At 48.1% G+C, this 15,298-nt stretch carries 20 protein-coding genes; 18 read left to right on the top strand and 2 right to left on the bottom strand.

Annotated elements, in window-relative coordinates; translation table 11 throughout:
• Positions 1 to 11 precede the first annotated feature (11 nt).
• The 18 genes from ES896_RS02005 to ES896_RS01920 all read left to right on the top strand — a co-directional run bounded on the left by ES896_RS02005 (position 12) and on the right by ES896_RS01920 (position 14,614).
• Positions 12 to 233: a hypothetical protein gene (locus ES896_RS02005; protein WP_135226310.1), complete on the top strand. Its 222-nt coding sequence runs from the start codon at positions 12 to 14 to the stop codon at positions 231 to 233.
• A gap of 15 nt (positions 234 to 248) precedes the next feature.
• Entirely contained in the window at positions 249 to 635 is a 387-nt protein-coding gene (locus tag ES896_RS02000) for a hypothetical protein (protein ID WP_135226309.1), read from the top strand.
• The gene (locus ES896_RS01995; protein WP_135226308.1) at positions 636 to 974 is read left to right on the top strand and encodes a hypothetical protein; all 339 of its coding nucleotides are present in this window, start codon (positions 636 to 638) and stop codon (positions 972 to 974) included. It abuts the gene before it with no gap.
• Positions 971 to 1,381, top strand: a complete 411-nt coding sequence (locus ES896_RS01990) for a hypothetical protein (RefSeq protein WP_100325210.1) — start codon at positions 971 to 973, stop codon at positions 1,379 to 1,381. The genes ES896_RS01995 and ES896_RS01990 overlap by 4 nt, the downstream gene beginning before the upstream one ends.
• The gene (locus ES896_RS01985) at positions 1,381 to 1,755 is read left to right on the top strand and encodes a minor capsid protein (protein ID WP_135226307.1); all 375 of its coding nucleotides are present in this window, start codon (positions 1,381 to 1,383) and stop codon (positions 1,753 to 1,755) included. Before ES896_RS01990 ends, ES896_RS01985 begins: the two co-directional genes overlap by 1 nt.
• Positions 1,756 to 1,797: 42 nt before the next feature.
• Positions 1,798 to 2,340, top strand: coding sequence for a hypothetical protein (locus ES896_RS01980; RefSeq protein WP_135226306.1), 543 nt, complete (start codon positions 1,798 to 1,800; stop codon positions 2,338 to 2,340).
• A gap of 56 nt (positions 2,341 to 2,396) precedes the next feature.
• Positions 2,397 to 2,780, top strand: a complete 384-nt coding sequence (locus tag ES896_RS01975; RefSeq protein ID WP_135226305.1) for a hypothetical protein — start codon at positions 2,397 to 2,399, stop codon at positions 2,778 to 2,780.
• 330 nt (positions 2,781 to 3,110) lie between these two features.
• Complete coding sequence (locus ES896_RS01970; RefSeq protein WP_135226304.1) at positions 3,111 to 5,897, top strand: phage tail tape measure protein; 2,787 nt, start codon at positions 3,111 to 3,113, stop codon at positions 5,895 to 5,897.
• Positions 5,898 to 5,912: 15 nt separating this feature from the next.
• Positions 5,913 to 7,340, top strand: a complete 1,428-nt coding sequence (locus tag ES896_RS01965) for a glucosaminidase domain-containing protein (protein ID WP_135226303.1) — start codon at positions 5,913 to 5,915, stop codon at positions 7,338 to 7,340.
• A gap of 11 nt (positions 7,341 to 7,351) precedes the next feature.
• Positions 7,352 to 8,743, top strand: a complete 1,392-nt coding sequence (locus ES896_RS01960) for a phage tail protein (RefSeq protein ID WP_135226302.1) — start codon at positions 7,352 to 7,354, stop codon at positions 8,741 to 8,743.
• Between the two features lie 12 nt (positions 8,744 to 8,755).
• Positions 8,756 to 10,636, top strand: coding sequence for a right-handed parallel beta-helix repeat-containing protein (locus tag ES896_RS01955; RefSeq protein WP_135226301.1), 1,881 nt, complete (start codon positions 8,756 to 8,758; stop codon positions 10,634 to 10,636).
• Between the two features lie 14 nt (positions 10,637 to 10,650).
• Positions 10,651 to 12,087 carry a phage baseplate upper protein gene (locus ES896_RS01950; protein ID WP_135226300.1) on the top strand — a complete coding sequence of 479 codons (1,437 nt, stop codon included), beginning with the start codon at positions 10,651 to 10,653 and terminating at the stop codon, positions 12,085 to 12,087.
• A gap of 11 nt (positions 12,088 to 12,098) precedes the next feature.
• A complete protein-coding gene (locus ES896_RS01945) occupies positions 12,099 to 12,386 on the top strand; it encodes an SMP-30/gluconolactonase/LRE family protein (RefSeq protein WP_135226299.1) in 288 nt (95 codons plus the stop codon).
• Positions 12,386 to 12,526, top strand: a complete 141-nt coding sequence (locus ES896_RS01940; RefSeq protein WP_135226298.1) for an XkdX family protein — start codon at positions 12,386 to 12,388, stop codon at positions 12,524 to 12,526. The genes ES896_RS01945 and ES896_RS01940 overlap by 1 nt, the downstream gene beginning before the upstream one ends.
• A 32-nt stretch (positions 12,527 to 12,558) precedes the next feature.
• Positions 12,559 to 12,870 (top strand): hypothetical protein, encoded by a 312-nt coding sequence (locus tag ES896_RS01935; protein WP_047204067.1) that lies wholly within the window; start codon positions 12,559 to 12,561, stop codon positions 12,868 to 12,870.
• Between the two features lie 25 nt (positions 12,871 to 12,895).
• Positions 12,896 to 13,735, top strand: coding sequence for a peptidoglycan recognition protein family protein (locus ES896_RS01930; protein WP_135226297.1), 840 nt, complete (start codon positions 12,896 to 12,898; stop codon positions 13,733 to 13,735).
• Entirely contained in the window at positions 13,732 to 13,971 is a 240-nt protein-coding gene (locus ES896_RS01925; RefSeq protein WP_024426114.1) for a phage holin, read from the top strand. Before ES896_RS01930 ends, ES896_RS01925 begins: the two co-directional genes overlap by 4 nt.
• Before the next feature lie 130 nt (positions 13,972 to 14,101).
• On the top strand, positions 14,102 to 14,614 hold the full coding sequence (locus ES896_RS01920; protein WP_135226296.1) for a hypothetical protein: 513 nt from the start codon (positions 14,102 to 14,104) through the stop codon (positions 14,612 to 14,614).
• Positions 14,615 to 14,629: 15 nt separating this feature from the next.
• Here the strand turns inward: ES896_RS01920 and ES896_RS01915 are convergent, their stop codons facing one another.
• Both ES896_RS01915 and ES896_RS01910 read right to left on the bottom strand, forming a co-directional pair.
• Positions 14,630 to 14,974, bottom strand: coding sequence for a YolD-like family protein (locus ES896_RS01915; RefSeq protein ID WP_135226295.1), 345 nt, complete (start codon positions 14,972 to 14,974; stop codon positions 14,630 to 14,632).
• Between the two features lie 45 nt (positions 14,975 to 15,019).
• The gene (locus ES896_RS01910) at positions 15,020 to 15,223 is read right to left on the bottom strand and encodes a helix-turn-helix domain-containing protein (RefSeq protein WP_035389474.1); all 204 of its coding nucleotides are present in this window, start codon (positions 15,221 to 15,223) and stop codon (positions 15,020 to 15,022) included.
• Between the last annotated feature and the right edge of the window lie 75 nt (positions 15,224 to 15,298).

Here is a 15,298-nt window from a genome sequence, read left to right as displayed (position 1 = left end):
GTAATGCGGACTTGGCAACGTTTGAATCACGCTATAAAGAATTAACGTTTTATGTAGGTGGTGCGCCTCGGAAGTTCTCAGACGGCATCTATACGACTACAGATCCGGAAGAGATCGAGGTACTAACCGCACTTGTCGATGCTGTTTGCACGGCTAAAGACGAACCAAAAACGGAGGATAAACCGAAGCCGGCGCCAGCTAAAAAGCCCGCCAAGAAATCCTCCGCAAAATAACAGGAGGTGGGGCGATTGGCTGCTACAGTAGAGGGCGCAAACGATTATATCAATACGATGTTAGTAGATATCGAGGATTGGACCGGTGCAGATGACGAGAAGAAGGCACGGCTATTAAATCGAGCCTCTTCGACTTTGACGCGTGTTTTTCCTAAATACGTCATTCCGGATAAAGCAGTCTACGAGTTTGTTAACGTACTGGCGATCGCGTACAACGATACGAACCGGCTTAACAAGCACGGAATATCCTCGTATTCTATCACCGGCGTCGCTGCGTTTAACTATAAGGATACGCTTCGGAGTGAAGACGAGGACCTTATACCGCGCGAATCAATCAGCGCTATCGAAGACGAAAACGGCGTTCAAATCGGAGGCAAGCGAATCAGAAGGACGGTGTTGTAGATGGCGATCTTTCCAATGCGTCAAACTATTACGGTAAAACGTCCGTCTGACGAGCTAGACCGGTGGGGAAATCCGACTACAGAAGGCGCCGAATTTACGCTTAAGTGTCGCATCGACGAAGGGTCTACCGCAGTCAAGGCGCGCAACAACGGCGTCGTTAAATCCGAAGAAGCTGTCGCATCGGCTCGTATCCTATTAGATCGACTTGCAGACGTGCGTTATACCGACGTAATCTCTTATACGAATGAACTCGGAGAAACGATGGAAAAGAGACCGAAAGAAATCAACGTTAAGAGACACATCGACGGTAAGGCGTTATTGACGGAGGTGTATTTATGAGTTTTACGATAGATGCAAGTAGTTTCATAGCGGGCATAACCAACGCTAACCGAAGCGCACTTGAAAGCGCGGCACAGGCACTAGGTGACTCCGGCGATGATCTCGGTAGGATTGCGCAGAATATCGCACCGATCGATAAAGGAACCTTACGCGCGAGTATTAAAAAGAACTACAAACTCGCAAAAGGCAAAGCGGTCGTAGACGTTTCGTTCCGTGCGGTAGAAGGCGGATTCAACTATGCGATATGGACTCACGAAATGGATTATAACCTCGGACCAGCATCGCAAGCGGCGGGCGGAATCGATGGCTACGAAGTCGGAAACAAATACCTCGAACGCCCATTAAAAGGAAACGCCGAGAAGTATGTACGCTGGATCGCTGAAGGCGTTCATAGGGGGCTGAGTTAATGCGTGTAGGCGAACTTATCGATTTCATTGAGTCGAAAGTTGACGGAAAGTATTACGTAAATAAATTTCCGGTAGACAGTAAAGGCGCTGCAATCTCGGTCAAGTTGACGGGAGGATTTCCGACGTCTAAATACACCGGACTAAAGCGGCCGTCCTTTCAAGTATTAGTACGAGGCGAGGCTAGAGACGGCGCAGGTACGGAAGACAAAGCGTTTGAGTTATACGATGCGCTTACGAATCTAACCGAAGTGCAGGTCGGTGGAAGCTCGATCGTACAAATGCGCTGCAATAACTCGGCACCTTTGTATTTAGGAGACGACGAATCTGATCGTCCGATATATTCATTAAATTTCGATTGCGTAGAGCGTCCTTAGGGGCGCTTTTTATTTTGCGCAAATATAAAAGGAGGAAAATAGATGGCGGCAGGAATTAGAGGAATTAACGTTCCTATCGGTCCGGCAATCGTCGAGTTTGGCGAAGGTTCCGAGCTAGTTACGTTTGATATCACGAAAGGCGGCATCGTCTTTAAGGCAGAAACGTCGATTCAAGATACCACGGTTGATCAATATGGCGACACGCCAGTAAAGTCAACGATGAAAGGCCGTAATGCAGAAGTGACGGTGCCGTTCGCGCTTCATGACTTGGAACGACTGGCCGCAGCAATGCCCAATAGTCGGCTCGTAAAAGACAGCACGGACCCGGGGAAGATGAAGTTAGTTGTTTCCGGTAAAGCCGGTTTCGATATGTTGGCAGCGGCCAAAAAGCTCGTCATTAAACCGACGGCTGAAGGGACGACACCAAACGATTACATCACGATTCCACTTGCGGGCGCTATGTCAGATCCGGAATATACGTATAACTCAGACGACGAGCGTATCGCCAATCTGACGTTTAAAGCGTACCCGGACACGGATAACGACGGCGACCTATTCATCATGGGCGACGAAACTGCGGAATAACAACGGAAGGCATCGCTTGGCGGCGGTGTCTTTTTATTTTGAAAGGAGGTTACGCAATGAGCTTATTTGGTATCGGAACGAAAAAGGTATCAAGCGAACTTACACTCGGCGATAAAACGGTTCAAGTACCGAAGCTGACGCCGGTCAAATGGAAGGCACTATTCGAGGTTGTCGATCGTCTGCCACACTTATTTATCACGGTTTTAAGCACTAGCGGACAGGAAGATTTCGCGTCTACGCTAGTTGCTGCGGCTAAGTTGGCGATGGATGAGGTCGCTAAAATTGTCGCAGTTCTTTCCGGACTTGATGAAGATTACATTCTCGAAAATGTCGGAACTGACGAAATCATCGATTTTCTAATTGCGGTAGTTGAAAAGAACCGCCTGCAATCCGTAGCAAAAAACCTAAAAAGCCTTCTTCCGAAAGTACCGACCGAATAACGGATGAAGGCGAGTACACAATCGATGATTATTTGATAGATGCGGCGGTCTTACTTGGCGTTACTCAACGGCAGATTGAGAACGATTATTTCATGGTCGACATTCCGAAGTTCCTACGTTCAAAGACGAAGTCTAACGCAATTGAACGACTAACTATGATATCAACACTCGTCGGCACTGAAGGACGCGCTATGGAAGACGTGGATTATCAACGCATGTTAACAGACCTTCGCAAACAAGCCGGTTATGTAGAACGTAACGAATTCGACCGAGATAAGTTCGAGCAATTGCGGAACTTCTTTTAAATAACGGAAGAAAGGAGGAAAACGAATGTCGGGTACCACAGTAGGAGAAATCGTCGCTCGGTTAACGTTGGAGTCGAGTCAGTTCAGCGCCGGCGTCTCTCAGGCAGAGAACCAAATGCAGCAGATGGGCAATTCGGCGCAGTCGCTTAGTAAACAAATGGGTCTTATCCAAACGGCAGCCCTAGCGGTAGGCGGCGCAGTAGTCGCAGGCATCGGCGTATCGGTCAAGACCGCAGCCGACTTCGAGCAAGCAATGTCGAAGGTTCAGTCAATTTCGGGCGCTACCGGACAGGACTTCCAAGACCTTCAGAACATTGCGATGAAACTCGGCGAAACGACGAAATTCACGGCGACAGAAGCGGCGCAAGGTCTTCAATACTTAGCGATGGCGGGATTCAGCGTTAAAGACCAAGTCGGCTCGCTGCCGGCCGTACTAAACATGGCGGCTGCGGCTTCGGTTGATATGGGAACATCGGCAGACATCGTATCAAATATCATGACCGGCTTTGGGATTGCGTCGGAAGATTCAACGTACGCAGTTGACGTGTTAGTTAAAACGATGACGACGGCCAACACGGACCTATTACAGCTTGGCGATGCGATGAAATACGTAGCACCGGTATCTACTGCGCTCGGCTTTAGCTTCGAAGAAACAGCGGCAGCCGTTGCGAAAATGTCCGACGCAGGTATTCAAGGATCGATGGCCGGTACGGCATTACGAGCGGGTATGTTGCGACTTGCCAATCCGGTAGGGCGCGCAGCCAAAGTAATGCAGAGGTACGGAATCGAAGTCGAAACGGCCGATGGTAAGATGAAGTCGTTGCCGGACATTATCGATCACTTAAACTCGAAGTTTGGCGATCTTGGTCAAGCGGAAAAGACGGCGGCTATCGCGTCGTTAGTCGGAACGGAAGCGGCGTCAGGGTTCGTTTCGTTGCTTGCGGTTGGATCGGATGAGATTCGAAGATATACGAAGGCACTCGAAGAATCGGGCGGAACGGCGGATCGTGTAGCAAAGACGCAGATGGATAACCTTAAGGGATCGTTCGAAGAACTTAAATCGGCACTAGAAGGCGTTGGCATTAAGCTCGGAAACGAATTCTTACCGCATATACGGTCAATCGTCGATCAAGGCACGAAGTTGGTCGGAGTATTCAGTAAAGTCAACCCTAGCGTCGTAGCGACAGGTCTTGCGATGGTAGGGACGTCGGCGGCGATCGCTTTGACGGCTTCTTCGGCGATTAAGCTCGGCTTTGCATTGCGCGGCTTATTTGCAGCGATGGGTCCGGCCGGATGGATCATAACGGGCCTTTCGGTACTTGGCGGCTTATTAGTCGGGGTCAGTGCCGGCTATAAAGCGATGAACACCGTCAGCCTCGAAGCGGCAAACGCGAAGCAAAAGGAAGTCGACGGAATCAACAAGACGATTAAAGAGTACGACGGTTTGCAGGCGAAGATGAAACTTACGAACGATGAGCTTCTACGCTACTTAGACAACAAGGACGCGCTGGCTAACGAGAAAGACTCGGCTGCGATTAAAAAGCTAAACGCAGAACAAGACGGCTTGCGTAAAAGTTCGGGCCTTACGAATGAAGAATTCGACCGATTTTTGCAGTTGAACGATCAGATCATCAAGAAGTCACCGGAGACTGAAGCGGCTTTCTCGGCGCAGGGTAATACGATTGCGAAGAACACCGAGGCGATGAAGGCGTTGAGTAAAGAGAAGGCGGAAGAAGTGCGCTTAGAGTTAGAGAAGCAGCACTTAATCGCCGAAAGGAACATGGAAGGTCAACTAAAAAAAGAAAAGCAGATACAACAAGAGATCAACAATGTCAGATCAGAGAGAGCTTCAAAAGAAAAGGCAGTATCTGATCAACTTAAGAGAGTCGAAGGTATCGAAAAAAGCATAGCAGAAGCAAAAGATAAAGGAGATAAAGCTACCGCCCAATCTCTTCAAGTTAATCTAGAGCAAGAAAAAAGACTACTCGAAGCTAAACGATCGGAGTTAATTAAGAGTACAGAAATCCTACAGAAAAAGCGAGAGAGTCTAGCGGAAACTCAAAAAGAAATCGGAAAACTTGATCAAGTGAAACAAAAGCAAATAGAACTAGAACTCCGTCAAGTTGGTCTCAACGCGAAAAAGGGCCAAGGCGTAGCCGTACTTAATCAAGAGATTATGAAATTGAGAGATGCGCGGTCTAACTTAATTAACAATACCACTGAAGCGGACAAAAAGACGGCCGAGTATCGAGAGTCGTTGGCAGCTATTGAAAGCGAACTTGCTCAGTTAGAGCAGACGAAGAACAAAGTAATCGATATTACCGGCCAAGCGAAAGTGATGAATAACGAACTCGGAAAAGACCTGAGTAAATATATCACGGTATTCACAACGGACGTCACTCGTAAAACGGAACGAGCTGTCAGCCGCGGGCGCGGAAACGAAGGTACGTACCATGTCGGAGGCATCGTCGGTAAACCGGCCGGCAAGCTACACTCAGGCGGCATGGCATCGAAGTTTATCGACCGTCCGATGAGTCACGAAGTTGATATTCGCGCTCTACGAAATGAAATGGTCTTGACGGAAGCGCAGCAATCGAATTTATTTCGGATGCTAGACGCTGGTCATACGGCTCGTGTTGCGTCGGCAGGCGGCCACAGTCCGCAAATGCAGGCGAATTTGACAAACCTCGCATCTGCTATCGAGTCGCTTAAGGGATTATCGGTGGTTATGGAGGGCGAAGTGGTCGGACGTATTGTCGAGCCGCACGTGAGCAGACGGCAGATGGACGAAATAGATCGAAGTAGTTATTAGGGAGGAGGTGAGCGGTTGAGCAACGCTAGTTTTATTAAAGCGATAGCGCCGGACGCGCAGAAAATTTATCGGAATTACAACATACTCGCGTCGCTTGTCATTGCGCAAGGTTGCTTGGAGTCAGGCTACGGAAATTCGGGCTTGGCTACGAAAGGGAAAAACCTATTCGGTGTTAAAGGCTCGTACAAAGGCGCATCTATTCGAATGTTGACTTGGGAAGTGTATAACGGAAGAAACGTGCAAGTTTACGCCGACTTCCGTAAGTATCCGTCTTGGTACGAATCCATGCAGGACCTCGCGAAACTATACATTAACGGAACGAGCTGGGACCCGAATCACTATAAAGCCGTCGTCGGTCAGACGAACTATCGCAAAGCGACGGCGGCTCTCGTTAAGGCCGGGTATGCGACGGACCCAGCATACGCGACGAAACTGAACAACATTATCGCGACGCATAACTTAACGAAGTATGACACGAAAAAGACAACGGATACGAGCACCGACGTTGATAAGCCAGCGCAGCCGAAGCCGGAACCGTCCGTTGTTGATATTGACGAAAACTTTAATGAAGATGCGTTCTCGCCGGATATTGTTTTCGGGCGATCTTCAGCGATCCCGCGTTCGGATGCAAACTTCCGTATTCAGTATCGCAATGGTACGATCATTGATATGGCGAGGGATCTATCGGTTTTAGTACGTAGCTTGGTTGTATCGGCGCCGGCCCCAAACATTACCTACGAGAACATACCAGGGAAAAACGGTTCTTATCGAACAGGCAAAGATTTCGGAAATCGGCGCATCACAGCCGAATGTACGATGTACGCCGAAGACGCAGCCGACTTCTACTTGCTGCGCGACGAAATATATAACGCGCTTTATCAGGAATCCGAGTTTTATCTAGTCGCGGAAGGCAATCCGAAAAAACGATGGCGAGTCGAATTGAGCGATTCTTTTGATCCGGAAAGAAGCGGAAGCGTGGCCGATTTTACACTGACGTTCGAAAGCGCATCTCCTTATTGCGAATCGGTCGGAACGACGCAAGATCCGTTCACTTTTGACGCGAGTCTTTGGCAGTTCGGCGAAAATCTAGAAGATACTATTCCGGTCTATAAACATACGTCAAAGAGCTTCCGTATTTACAATGCGGGGGCTATTCGTATTGATCCGTTAGAGTTACCGTTCGTCATTTCGTATAAAGGCGCTTCGTCAAAACTTAAGATTACGAACAAAACGACGGGTGACGCGTGGCAATATACAGGAGATTCGGCGGCTAAAGAGACGATCGTATTGGACGGAGTCAAGGCACGCAAAGAGGGCGTGAGCATTTTCGGAGATACAAACAGGCAGACGATTCGGCTTGAGCCGGGCTGGAACGAATTTGTGTTGTCGGGAACTAGTGGGTCCTTCGAAATCAAATTCGATTTCCGATTCTATTATTTCTAGGAGGTGGCGCGATGGAGCTACTTATAAAAACGGTAAGAGGCGAAGTCGAGGCGCTTACCGACTACGATTGTACGGTTCGGGAGACGTCCGAGAATGAAAAGTCGCTCGATGTGTCGGTTTTAAGCACGAGGAATAACGATCATTCTTTCGGATTGATCGAGAACGAAAACATACTCATCTGCGACGGCGAAGAATACGTCATCAAAAAGACGCGTCCAGTCACGGTAAATGAAACGATAAAGATCGAGGCTTCCGGCGTCTATAAGCCGTTAATCGACCTCGCAGACAACTATGTTTACAGCAAGTCCGGCAAGAAAAAGAAGATGACCATTGACGACATGGTTGCGATTGCCCTCGAAGGGTCCGGCTATTCATACGACATATCACCGGAAGGCCTTGACGCTACATTCGAGCTCGAAGATTTCGGCGACGGTTTCTCTAACGATTTATTGCGAGATATTCTCGATAAATACAAAGCGGAATACACCTACGAAGGCAAAACGGTCGTCATTGCGAAGGAATTGGCTCGCGATACCGACTATCAGATTCGATATAAATTCAATTCCCGAGACGAGTCGGTTGAGATCGATACGAGTTCCTTAAAGACGTATATCCGCGGCTTCGGTAAACAGAACGACAAAACGAAAGCATATGCGGTCGAACTTGAATACACGAGTCCGCTGGCCGAAATCTACGGAATTAAGCATGCTGCCCCTATTCGTGACGATGCGTATACTTCGGCTAATGCTGACGAGTTAGAAATCCGTTTGCAAGAAGAGCTAACGGATACGATCGAATTATCACTAACGCTGACATATACGGAGCTTCGTCATTTCGGCGTTCAAGACATCCGCAAAGGTGACTACGTATGGTGCATGATCGATCCATTCGGAATCAACAAACGGATTAAAGTTGTTGGAGTCGAGCGGTATTCCGATCCGAATAAGTCTCCGGTTTATACTTTCGGAAAGCTGAAGCGCGATAGTAAGACGATCATTAAAGGATTTCGACAAACAGAGAAGCGTGTATCTAAACTGTTTGACGCGGCGGGAAAGGTAAAAGGAACGACTATCGGATCAGGAATACGTATCGGGAGCGACGCCAACTTTGACGACGGCTACGACCCGACAACTATTCCGAAATATGGCCCAGCGACCGCGGTTTCTGATGGCTTAATGACGTCGAGCGATTTTCAGAAGCTACAAAGCATCGTAGTTGGTCCGGATGGTAAGCCGCAAGTAGATATGGCTAGCGCATCAAAAGCCGGCCTAATGTCGTCGGCAGATTTCATAAAACTATCGAAGGTCATCGTCAGTTCTTCCGGAGCTAACGTTGATCTTAACAAACTCATATCGGATCTAACGGCGCTAACTGCGAGAGTGGCCGCGCTAGAATCAAAATAAAGGAGGCACTAAATGGCTAACGTATTTTTAAAGCGAATAGCGTCGGCGTGGGATCGAATCGCTCGTAATAACTTAAACGATAACTTTTCGAACATCGAGCAAGGTTTTACGAAGGTCACGGCTGAGTTAAACGCCCATAAAAACGCATCGCCCGCACACAAGTCCGAGCAAATTCAGCACGGGCTTTTTACTGCTGCCAATCGCTTGGATAACTTAAACGCGCGTTTTGCGAACCTCGTCGTTAATCACGATGGCGAAGACGTCAAAGAAGTCGTTGACTTGCGGGTAGCGCTCGACGCATCTACGCATCCGACGGCTAAAGATCGCTTCGATTATGACTTCGCTAAACTAATGAAGAAGATCGAAGACATGGCCGTATTTATTTCGTTGCGTCCGTACTTAGAGAAATACGGAAACTTTGACGACGCAATGCAAGCGGCGCTTGACCTATCGAAGTCAACGCCTATCACACTTGTCGTTCCGCCTGGCAACTATACGCAGACACGAACGCTTCGCATTTTCAGAAACACGCGGCTTATCGTTCAGGGCGGCGCAGTTATCAAACGGAACTTCGTCGGGTCAATGCTAGTCAACGGACTGGAAACGGATAATTTCAGCGGCTATAACGGCCACGGAAACATCGTAATTGAGGGCGGCGGGACCTTTGATAGTAACGGAACCGTCATCAAGCAGCAGTGCTCGGTCTTCGGCTTTGCACATGCAGACGGAATTATCATTCGCGATATTACCGTATTGGACGTCGTAGGCGGGCACGCATTTGACTGCGCAGGCAACCAAAACGTCCTGATCGAGAACGTTAAATTTAAAGGCTATGCGGACTACGTAGGCGACCGTTGGTTCTCGGCTGCGATTCAGATCGACCTAATGCGTTCTTCTGCAAACTTCGGCGCATTCGGTTCGTACGATCAAACCGTCACGCGAAACATTATCATTCGCGGAAACTATTTCGGAAAATCAAACAACCTCGGCGGTTGGGCGCGTGCGGTCGATTCCCATACGAGTACGGACGGCGTTTGGTATTCGGTTATCCGTATCTTAGACAACGTGATTGAGGACACGACGGAATACGCAATCAGCGGAAACAAGTGGCACGACACGCGTATCAGCGGTAATAAACTAAACAACTGCGCGTCAGGAATCCGAATCCTACTGCCGCGAGTCACGTCGCAGTATACGCAGGATGCAAACGGAAATCCGACTGGACGCGTGAACAAAACGAAGCACCACATTATCACCGAAAATACAATCACGAACATTACGAAGAACCATGCAATTCAGGTATACGGACGGAAAGGGTATCAAACGATCGACGACGTTGTTATCTCGGGAAACGTAATCGATGGTGTAGTTGATCGCCACGGTATCCACATTTCCGACGTTTACAACTATACGATCGCAAATAACATAGTCGATAACGTTGGTCACCACGGCATTCTTATAACGCGCAGCACCTACGGATCGGCTACAGCTAATACATTGCGCGGTGTCAAAGGAAACGGAATTCGTATCGAAGAAGGTCTATGCAATAACGTAACAGTCGCAAATAATATTTTGAAAGACGTCGGCTTTTCCGGTATCTCTGTGTCAGGAGAATCGCGAAGAGTGCGCGTCTTTTTTAATACGCTCGTAGATGTCGGTACACGGACGACTGAAAGCGACGGATATGACGGAATCATCTTTTTGACCGGCATTGCACGGTCGATGTGCGCATTTAATGACATTACAGGGACGGCCATGCGCCACGGAATTTATTTAACGAATACATGCTCACAGATATCCTCGTATGGAAACTACGTAAAGGGAGCGGGCTCTGACGACAGCTACAACGATAACAGCATCGACCCGATCACTTCGACTGAGAACGTAATTTAAAGGGAGGAAAACGGATGTTAGCAAAAGATGGAGCTTTGTCATTCGACGTCAATGCGCAAACAAAGCGGCCTATCAATGCCGCCATACAATTTAGCACGCAAGATATAAACACGGCGCGCCTGTCCTTTAAGCTCACGAAAGACGGCGTACCATTGCCGTTGTCTGCGGTCGTGGGTAAATTAGTCCTTGCGATGGCTGACGGAAGTCGTTTTATACGCGCAATCACGTTAGTAAATAAGCCGGAAGGTCTCGCCGAATATGTTTTGGCTGCGGACGAGATCCGTCATTATGGCGCAGTAAAATCCGAGTTGGTTCTATACTACACGAACGGGCAGGCGCTTTCGATTCATAAATTCGGCTTCAACATCGTGCAGTCACTCATCGATCAAGACATCGTCCCTGTAGCGGAATACTATATCGACGACTTTGAAACGCTTCGCGGCCAAATTAACGATCTTTACGACGACGTTGTTGCGACCGTTGCGGAAATCGAAGCGAAGTTCGAGGACTTAGATAATGTAGAGACGAAGGCTGGGGCGCAAGAGAAGGTGGACGCACACGCAAATAATGCGGATGTTCATGTCACGCCTCAGAAGAAAGCGGAATGGGATGCGAAGGAGACGACGACCGGCGCCCAAGCGAAAGTAACCACCCACGCAAACGATTCAGTAAAACACGTGACTAACGAAGAACGGTCGGCATGGAACTCGAAGGAGACTACGTCAGGGGCGCAGTTAAAATCAGATGCGGCATTGCAGGCGGCGAAAGATTACGTAAGTAACTATCAAAAAAGAAGAATCACTGAAGATACGGGCCTCCCATTGATTTCTCTAAAAGACACTTCCGGAAGCATCCTAGAATCGATCATCAATAACGGATTAGGGCAGGGAACGTTCTACGCAATTGCTAATTCTCGCGATTTACCAAACACTCGATCCTTTAGAGGCATGTATCATATGACTGACGCTGCTAACGGTAAAGCGACATACGGATGGGTATACGCCTCTGATTTTCAAAACAACGTCTACACGAATTATCTCAATAACAGTGCGTGGAGCGGTTGGCGACGCGTCATAACAGATGCGGATGCTAACGTTACGTGGAAATACCCGTCTCCTGGAAACGGTTGGGTTCAGTATGCCTCGACGGACGGGTCTACCCACACACTAAGGTATACAAAAGATGCGGGAGGTGTCGTTGAAATTCTGGGGTCTATATCCGGAGGTGCTATTGGCGCTAACGTTACCGCATTTACACTGCTTCCTGAATACTTTCCGGCCCAATCAATGCATTTTATTGGTGTTGCTTCTAGTGTCGGAACGCCTGGTGTACCGCAATATCACCGAACTTACATTAGCACGGATGGAAGAGTTTGTGTTCAATCATGCTCTAATACGGCAAATCCAAACGAATTCATCACATTTGGCTTCCGTTTCAGAGCGAAGATATAGGAGGTGTTTAGATGATATGGGTTTATAAATACGATGATGATTTCATTTATCTTCCATCGGCGGATATCCTAATAGACCTAGAAAACGGCGAAGAAATTCCCGAAGGATACACGCCAGTTAAACCGCAAGGCGGCTTATTTATTGCGACGTTTGATCCGGAGAAAGAAGAGTGGTTCGAGGGTGCTACGCAAGACTACATCGACAGTCTATTTCCGGAAGCAGCGCCGTCCGAAATCGAAGTTCTACGACAGCAGCATGCCGAGTTGGTTTTTACGCTAATGATGGGAGGGGTGATTTAATGGATTGGTTCGCGATCATCAAGAAGTTTTATGCAGACGGAGATTGGACGAAGGAACAAGTCGCTGCGGCGGTCGTCAAGGGGAAAATTACGCCGGAACAATATGAAGAAATTACGGGTGAGCCTTACGCAGAAGCGTAGGCTTTTTATTTTGCACTTAAGGAGGATTTGCGGTGACTCAACCGACTACGCACGAACTTAATGAAAAGATCGCGAAGATACAGGTCGACATCGCCACCATCATCGCAACACAACAACATCAGACGCGCATCTTCGAAGAGTTCCGAGAAATGGCGGCAACGGCGCTATCTAGGGCGGACACAGCCGACGACAAGGCGAGCGAAGCCCTGCGTATTGCCAAAACGGCCCGCGACGATCTACGAGAATACCGCGACCAGGTTAAAGGTGATCGACGTTGGCTTATCGGGATTGCAGTTCCGGTAATGCTGGCGTTGGTGCCGGTCCTGTTCCGTTATTACTTCTAAATAAAACGAAAAGGGAGACGATTATATGACGATTAAAGTACGAAAAATGCTCGTATCTTCTGCGAAAACTTCAATTAAATGCCCGTATTCCATGAGCGCGAAATACATTACGTTTCACAATACGGCAAATGATGCGTCTGCGGAAAATGAAATTACGTACATGCGGAACAACAACGCAACCGTTTCGTACCACTTCGCAGTTGACGATAAGGAAGTTATTCAGGGGATTGAAACGAATAGAAACGCTTGGCATTGCGGAGATGGCGCTGCCGTAAGTAGCGGAAACAGAACGTCAATTGGCGTCGAGGTTTGTTATTCAAAATCCGGCGGCGAGCGATACAAAAAGGCGGAAGCACTGGCGATTAAATTTATTGCGCAGCTCCTTAAAGAACGCGGATGGGGCGTTGATCGCGTCAAAAAGCACGAAGATTGGAGTGGAAAGAAATGTCCACATCGTGTGCTCGCTGAGGGTCGTTGGGGTGAGGTGAAAGCGGCTATTGCGAAAGAACTCGACGCATTAAACGGGAACAAAACGCCAGCTAAAACGGGCACAGCGACTAAGCCGGTTAAAACTAGCGCGCCGAAGACGTCGTCCAAAAAACTAACGGTACCTACCGGCGTCATCCGTCAGGGCGCGAAAGGGGCGGCCGTCACGCAACTTCAAAACGCACTAGCAGCCGTTTATTTCTATCCGGACAAAGGCGCCAAGAACAACGGAATCGACGGCGCCTACGGTCCGAAAACGGCCAACGCAGTCAAGCGATTCCAGTCGACGCAATCCGGCATTGCAAACGACGGCATCTACGGACCGGCAACACGCGCCAAACTGGTGGCGGCATTAAAGAAAGCGGGGTATAGCGTATGAAGACGAATATTAGCGCAGGAACGGTGACTCGATTTATTTTGCTTGCGTTGGCTCTCGTAAACAGCGGGCTGACGATGTTTGGCGTGCAGACGATTCCGGTAGATGAAGCGGCAGTGTCCGATTTTATTGCGCTGCTTTTCCTCGGGGCAACTTCGCTATTAGCGTACTGGAAAGATAACGATGTGTCTAAGAAGGCGCGCGAACGAAAAGCCTTGGATGAAGTCGGCAAGAAATAAGCGGAACTTTCGGCGGTTGCTTACGTATAAAACGTAGGTAGCCGTCCTACATAACAATGACGTATAATTAGAAGAAAAAGGTCGTGGTTAAATGAAGCGTGTCAGACTACTTTTTTCTATAGTAATAGCCTTGCTGATAATTGCGGGTTGCTCGTCGAATACTCAACCGAATAGCAAAGACGAAGAAGTTCAGGCGAAAGAGACTGCTGCGAATGAGGACTTAAGTGAAGATAGCGGCATTTGGTTATATAGTGCGGAAATGGATGACGAGGAGAATTACGATGGTTTAGATATTAAAATTGATAAAGTACTCATCTCTCCGTCGAGCGCTCATATAGCGATTAAAGGTTCGATGGCTAATATCAGCCATTCGTCCTTTGAAGCCTATCCGGCAACGAATCCGATTACTTTGAATACAGGAGAAGAATTAGGTCCGGAAGAAGTGATAACGGTATCGGAGGAAGGGTCGGCTGTGATGAAGAACAAAGGCGATAGGCTCGACTTCTTTTACGCATGGCCGATGTCTAATACGTCTCCTAGCGAAGTGACAAGCGTGAGTTTCTCGTGGAGGATCTTCAAAACAAACGGAGATGATGTACTCGACGCAGCTACATTCTCACGAAAATATACGCTTAATCAATAACGAAAAGCCCCGTCCCTAACCGGATGGGGCGTTTTTTACGTTCAATATATCCGCAAACTTAACGAAATTAGTATCGCCTCGACTGTCCTTCACACGAAATTCCTTCCGTATATGATCCACGTACACAACGCGCCCATTTACTTCGCGAATAAAACCGTTATCGTATAACTCAAAATCCAGCGGCAAGTCTTCGCTGACGGCCGAAGAAATAACGTACTCAAATTCTCCGACTTGTTCTTCGCTTAACACCGGCCGTTCTATCTTATGCTTCGCGAGATGTAATTGACGCAAAGCTTCGTTGTGCTCGGGCAATATAAACTTCATTTTCCAGCGGCTCTGATCCTTTCGTTCGTCCCACATCGGCGACACCTCCGGTTAAATTATAACCGAATGTGTGTTCGTTTATCAATCGGAAATATCAAACAAATCATTAGCGTCAGTTAGTTCGAACTCTTTTATTACCTTCTCGAGAACATCCTTCGGGTATCTTTTCATCTTTCCGGAACACATTTCGCTTACAGTACGTGTTGATAGTCCGGTCTTTTCCGCGAAATCCTTCTGCTGGGTGTATCCGTGCTTTTGCAATAACTCGTTAATGCGAAGCCTCAATGTAAGCCACCTCCGATATTCAATACGCTAAGTATAATCTTTTTTATTTTATTACGCAATACGTAATTGACAATT

Source organism: Bacillus sp. 005/A4HT-01/001, from assembly GCF_004634445.1.
GTDB classification, from domain to species: Bacteria; Bacillota; Bacilli; order Bacillales; family Bacillaceae; genus Bacillus; species Bacillus altitudinis.
Note: the sequence above shows the minus strand (reverse complement) of the source record. Positions and strands in the feature narration are given on the sequence as shown.

What these genes read in the sequence shown, in the direction of transcription:
- ES896_RS01995 (WP_135226308.1), top strand. Translation starts at nt 636, where the DNA reads ATGGCGATCTTTCCAATGCGTCAAACTATTACGGTAAAACGTCCGTCT.
- ES896_RS01990 (WP_100325210.1), top strand. Translation starts at nt 971, where the DNA reads ATGAGTTTTACGATAGATGCAAGTAGTTTCATAGCGGGCATAACCAAC.
- ES896_RS01985 (WP_135226307.1), top strand. Translation starts at nt 1,381, where the DNA reads ATGCGTGTAGGCGAACTTATCGATTTCATTGAGTCGAAAGTTGACGGA.
- ES896_RS01980 (WP_135226306.1), top strand. Translation starts at nt 1,798, where the DNA reads ATGGCGGCAGGAATTAGAGGAATTAACGTTCCTATCGGTCCGGCAATC.
- ES896_RS01975 (WP_135226305.1), top strand. Translation starts at nt 2,397, where the DNA reads ATGAGCTTATTTGGTATCGGAACGAAAAAGGTATCAAGCGAACTTACA.
- ES896_RS01970 (WP_135226304.1), top strand. Translation starts at nt 3,111, where the DNA reads ATGTCGGGTACCACAGTAGGAGAAATCGTCGCTCGGTTAACGTTGGAG.
- ES896_RS01960 (WP_135226302.1), top strand. Translation starts at nt 7,352, where the DNA reads ATGGAGCTACTTATAAAAACGGTAAGAGGCGAAGTCGAGGCGCTTACC.
- ES896_RS01955 (WP_135226301.1), top strand. Translation starts at nt 8,756, where the DNA reads ATGGCTAACGTATTTTTAAAGCGAATAGCGTCGGCGTGGGATCGAATC.
- ES896_RS01950 (WP_135226300.1), top strand. Translation starts at nt 10,651, where the DNA reads ATGTTAGCAAAAGATGGAGCTTTGTCATTCGACGTCAATGCGCAAACA.
- ES896_RS01945 (WP_135226299.1), top strand. Translation starts at nt 12,099, where the DNA reads ATGATATGGGTTTATAAATACGATGATGATTTCATTTATCTTCCATCG.
- ES896_RS01940 (WP_135226298.1), top strand. Translation starts at nt 12,386, where the DNA reads ATGGATTGGTTCGCGATCATCAAGAAGTTTTATGCAGACGGAGATTGG.
- ES896_RS01930 (WP_135226297.1), top strand. Translation starts at nt 12,896, where the DNA reads ATGACGATTAAAGTACGAAAAATGCTCGTATCTTCTGCGAAAACTTCA.
- ES896_RS01925 (WP_024426114.1), top strand. Translation starts at nt 13,732, where the DNA reads ATGAAGACGAATATTAGCGCAGGAACGGTGACTCGATTTATTTTGCTT.
- ES896_RS01915 (WP_135226295.1), bottom strand. Translation starts at nt 14,974, where the DNA reads ATGTGGGACGAACGAAAGGATCAGAGCCGCTGGAAAATGAAGTTTATA.